The organism is Paenibacillus sp. P4_A7, from assembly GCF_056402455.1.
In genome coordinates, this window is sequence record NZ_JBFUHJ010000435.1 from 1 (window position 1) to 4,766 (window position 4,766).

Sequence of the window (4,766 nt, forward strand, 5' to 3'; positions counted from 1 at the left end):
GGAATATACCATTCAAAAGCTTGGACAGATGGCAGGTATAAGTACAAGAACACTGCGATATTACGATGAGATCGGAATGCTCAAGCCAGCAAGAATCAATTCATCAGGCTATCGCATATATGCGCAAGCAGAAGTTGACCGATTACAGCAAATTCTATTCTATAGAGAGCTGGGTGTCAGCTTGGAAGAAATAAAGACAATCGTGACCGCATCTTCCTTTGACGAGGAACTAACGCTCAGGGAACATCGTAAAAGATTGCTTGAGAAGAAAGAGCAATTAGATCTACTAATCGCTAATGTCGATAAAACATTAGCACAGAAGGAAGGGAGAGTTACAATGACAAACCAAGAAAAGTTCTCGGGCTTCAAACAGCAAATGATCGATGAGAATGAGAAAAATTATGGCAAAGAGATTAGAGAGAAATATGGAGACGTGCAAGTAGACCAGTCCAATCAAATCGTCAAAAATATGACGGAAAAGCAGCATGTAGAAATCGAGCAATTAGGTGCACAGGTGATAACTGTTTTAGTCGAGGCCTATGCAACAGGCAATCCAGCAGGTGAGCTAGCGCAGAAAGCAGCGGATCTGCATCGACAATGGCTCAGCTTTTATTGGGGACATTATTCCAAAGAAGCACATGCGGGTATTGTACAGATGTATGTAGATGATGAAAGATTCACTGCATATTATGATAAGCATCAGTCTGGCTGCACTGTGTTTCTAAGAGATGCCGTCCTTATCTACACAGGAACTGAGTAATAGAGTGGAAGCGACGCATAGTCACAAAAAGCCCTGCTCACTTAATTGCTAAGTAAGCAGGGCTCCTTTTTCTAACTAGTTTGCTCCATCCATCTAATCGATTGATCGTAATCCTTTATCCAGCCGATTCTACCTTTGGAGCCACGACAGAAACGAGAAGCTCACTTGGCGATGAAATCAAGGTTAATCCAGATGGAAGCTCGATATCTCCTACAAGAAGCGATTCGCCTACATCGAGAGCACTGACATCGACTGTAATCGAAGCTTGCAGTCTATCCGGAAGACCGTGGATCTCAATGAACGAGCCTTGCGTTTGTACGATGCCTCCTCGTTTCGAGCCTACAGCCGTTCCAACATAATCAATTAGAATCTTCGTACGTACAGCCTCATTCTTTTGAACACGTAAGAAGTCAACATGGATAAACTCACGGCTTACCGCATCCCGCTGTACACTCTCAAGCAGAACAGGTACTGTCTCCGTGCCACCGAGATTAAGCTCGATAATGCCGGTTCCCCCGCCTTTTGTCCACTGTTGGAATTCCTTCGCCGATATATGAATCATAGCATTGTCAACATTCGATCCAAAAATAATGCCCGGGAGGCGCCCCTCTTTGCGTAGTCGCTTCAATCCGGTACTGTTCGTGGGCGTTCTGTGCTCCGCTAGAAAACTTGTTCTCATTTGATATATCTCCTTCAACTCAGTTATTTTGTGCTCCCAAAATCCTCGCCTTTTACGACGTTTGATTCCGCCCCTCTCACGAGGGGAAAAAAGAGCACCATAACATCACCACCTTCAATACATTTAATGTAAAGTCCCTATATATATGCAAAGACATTTCGCTCCAGAGGAACGAAATGCCTTATTAGTGCTACCATATCATATAACATGCAAACTGTCGAACAAACTAAGCTTTTATCATGTAGCATCCTCTACTACACGATTGTCCGACTGCTTAAACCATTATTTTGCMAATGTCATTTGTGAACTCTACTGGATCATTAATTTGTAAGCCTTCAATTAAAAGCGCTTGGTTGTATAACAGTTGTGTATACAGATTCAGCTTCTCTTTATCCGTGATATACGCGGCCTTCAGGGACTTAAACACGTCATGATTGACGTTGATTTCTAGAACCTTGTCCGCTTTTACATCTTTACTATTAGGCATTGCTTTTAAGATTTTTTCCATTTCAATGGTTACTTCGCCATCGGCAGAGAGACATACAGGATGTGATTTTAGTCTTTTTGACGCCTTAACATTAGTCACTTTTCCTGACAGCAAGCCATTCATAAATTCGAAGAGCTCCTTGTTGTCGCTCTCTTCAGCATCCGTTTGCGCCTCACTAGCATCAGGCTCGATTCCTAAGTCACCACTTGATACGGATTTGAACTCTTTATCTTTGTATTTCATAATAATTTTAATTGCAAATTCATCGATATCGTCGGTAAAGTACAGAATTTCAAAGCCTTTATCGGATACCATTTCAGTTTGCGGCAGCTTATCGATTCTTTCAATCGATTCACCGGAAGCATAGTAAATGTACTTCTGGTCTTCAGGCATTCTCGATACATACTCATCTAAGGAAACTAGCTTCTTCTCTTTTGATGAATTGAACAGCAATAGATCCTGCAGATCCTCTTTGTTCACGCCGTAATCGTTGTATACCCCAAATTTCAACTGTCTGCCAAAAGATTTATAGAAGGTTTCATACTTCTCTCTTTCATCCTTCAGCAGGCTATGCAATTGACCTTTGATTTTGTTCTTAATGTTCTTGGCAATTAGCTTCAATTGTCTGTCATGCTGAAGCAGCTCACGCGAGATGTTTAGAGACAAATCTTCTGAATCGACCATACCCTTCACAAAGCTGAAGTAGTCAGGCAGCAAATCCGAGCACTTATCCATAATTAGAACGCCATTGGAATAAAGCTCTAGCCCTTTTTCAAATTCCTTTGTGTAATAGTCGAACGGTGTGTTTTCCGGAATAAATAGAATCGCGTTGTAGACTACAGCGCCATCAGCACTAATATGGACATGCTTAAGCGGCTTATCGAAGCCATAACGTTTTTCAAAATAGAAGTTTTCATAGTCTTCTGTTGTAAGCTCATTTTTATTTTTGCGCCAGATCGGAACCATGCTATTAACGGTTTGTTCTTCCGTATAATCTTCAAGCTCATCTTCGCTTCCTTCGATTGGACGCTGGCCTTTCACATCCATCTTGATCGGATAGCGAATAAAATCAGAATATTTCTTGATGATTGCTCTTAAACGATACTCTTCAAGATACTCATCATATTGATCGTCTTCCGTGTTCGCTTTAATTTGCAAAATAATCTCTGTACCAATTGAATCCTTCTCACATGGTACAATCGTGTATCCTTCTGTACCCTTGGATTCCCATTTGAAGGCTTGGTCGCTGCCTAGCGTTTTGGTAATAACCGTAATCTCATCTGCCACCATGAATGCCGAATAAAATCCGACTCCAAATTGACCGATAATATTATGTCCATCTTTCGCTTCGTTCTCACTTTTGAATGCAAGCGATCCGCTCTTCGCTATTGTACCAAGATTATTTTCCAGTTCCTCTTGTGTCATGCCAATACCAGTATCAGCAATCGTTAGCGTTCTTTGAGCCTTATCTGCCGTTACTTTAACGTAGTAATCCTCTTTGTTAAAAACCAACTCATCGTCAGTTAATGCTTTGTAATAGATTTTATCAATGGCATCACTAGCATTCGATACGAGTTCTCTTATGAAGATCTCTTTCTGCGTGTAAATGGAGTTAATCATCATTTCCAATAGTCTTTTGGATTCTGCTTTAAATTGTTTCTGAGCCATGGGTAAATCTCCTTTCAAAACAAGTTAATAGATTCATGTTCTCCTATAGTTTAGCACTCTAAACGACAGAGTGCTAATCCTTCTCTTTATATAACATATACTAATTTTGGATGTCAATAGCGATGGGGGCGATATTAACAAATAGGGTTAGAAAAGTTAGTCGCAAGGTAGATCGCATGAAAAGAAGCTGAAAGCACTTCTTGAATGCTTACAGCTTCTTTTGARGTTAGTTTTTGTTGAAGACCCGTTCCAAACCGACTTCTAGACTGTACTCTCCACCTGAGCTTCATACGTAATATTGCGCTCTTTAAATACAGTTATGACAACATCCAGCCCGTCGATTGACTTTGGAAAACCTGCATAGGGAAGGCAGTGGATAATCGCTTCAACAACTTCATCCGGAGTAAGTCCTGCATTGAGAGCTGCATGAATATGGAAATCAAGCTGACCTACCGCGCCTTGGGTAACTAAAGTTGCGATCGTAAGAAGAGCTCTTTGCTTTAGATCTAATCCTGGACGCGAATAAATCGAGCCAAATGGGAACTCCACAATTAGCTTGGCCATATCTGGACTAAACCGTTTTACGCGCTCAACCGTTCCCTCTAAAACATCAGGTGTTACCATTTTCGTTATAGTTTCTTGACCCTGCTCATACCGATTCTTTTTCATATTCTCTCYTCCATGACCTTAGTCTAAGCTTAATAATCTAGTAAGTATCGGTGGAATTTCTTCCGGATCAACCATAACCTCAATAACCGTTGCAACTTGAGATTGAAGKGCGGATCGAACTGCTTCACTGATATCTACTGCGTTATGACAACAATAGGTTAATGCACCCATCGATCCCGCAAATTGACTTACATCCAGTGGCCGCTCATAGACAGCACCAACGGATCGGCCTGTATTATAAGACATGCCTTTGTCCACCATATCCAAGCGGCCATTATTAAGTACAAAGAAAATGACTGGAGCACCATGGTTAACCGCCGTAGAGATTTCTGTTCCGTGCATCATCATACATCCATCGCCTGTTATACATACGACATGACGGTCGGGTCGCGCAATTTTGGCACCAATGGAGTAGCCAATCGCGGCTCCCATAGCAATAAATACTTCGTCAAAATAAAAGGTGCCTGTTTCCAATATATCGAAATGCTGCACGGCATAAAAGG

Annotated in this window: 5 protein-coding genes; 1 reads left to right on the plus strand and 4 read right to left on the minus strand. The window is 41.5% G+C overall.

The genetic code is table 11. The annotated features are described in order from the left end of the window. A partial coding sequence (locus tag AC1DWN_RS28235) for a MerR family transcriptional regulator (protein ID WP_477562209.1) occupies nt 1–760 on the plus strand: 760 nt, incomplete at its 5' end. 115 nt (nt 761–875) lie between these two features. Here AC1DWN_RS28235 and AC1DWN_RS28240 read toward each other — a convergent pair. From AC1DWN_RS28240 to AC1DWN_RS28255, 4 genes are all read right to left on the minus strand, one after another. After that, nucleotides 876–1,439 carry a 50S ribosomal protein L25 gene (locus AC1DWN_RS28240; RefSeq protein ID WP_477562210.1) on the minus strand — a complete coding sequence of 188 codons (564 nt, stop codon included), beginning with the start codon at nt 1,437–1,439 and terminating at the stop codon, nt 876–878. A gap of 274 nt (nt 1,440–1,713) precedes the next feature. Next, a complete protein-coding gene (gene htpG / locus AC1DWN_RS28245) occupies nt 1,714–3,594 on the minus strand; it encodes a molecular chaperone HtpG (protein ID WP_477562211.1) in 1,881 nt (626 codons plus the stop codon). Nucleotides 3,595–3,855: 261 nt separating this feature from the next. After that, nucleotides 3,856–4,263 carry a carboxymuconolactone decarboxylase family protein gene (locus AC1DWN_RS28250; RefSeq protein ID WP_477562212.1) on the minus strand — a complete coding sequence of 136 codons (408 nt, stop codon included), beginning with the start codon at nt 4,261–4,263 and terminating at the stop codon, nt 3,856–3,858. Nucleotides 4,264–4,281: 18 nt separating this feature from the next. Further along, nucleotides 4,282–4,766, minus strand: a 485-nt coding sequence (locus tag AC1DWN_RS28255; protein ID WP_477562213.1) for a thiamine pyrophosphate-dependent enzyme, incomplete at its 5' end; no start/stop codon positions are given.

What these genes read in the sequence shown, in the direction of transcription:
- AC1DWN_RS28240 (WP_477562210.1), bottom strand. Translation starts at nt 1,439, where the DNA reads ATGAGAACAAGTTTTCTAGCGGAGCACAGAACGCCCACGAACAGTACC.
- AC1DWN_RS28250 (WP_477562212.1), bottom strand. Translation starts at nt 4,263, where the DNA reads ATGAAAAAGAATCGGTATGAGCAGGGTCAAGAAACTATAACGAAAATG.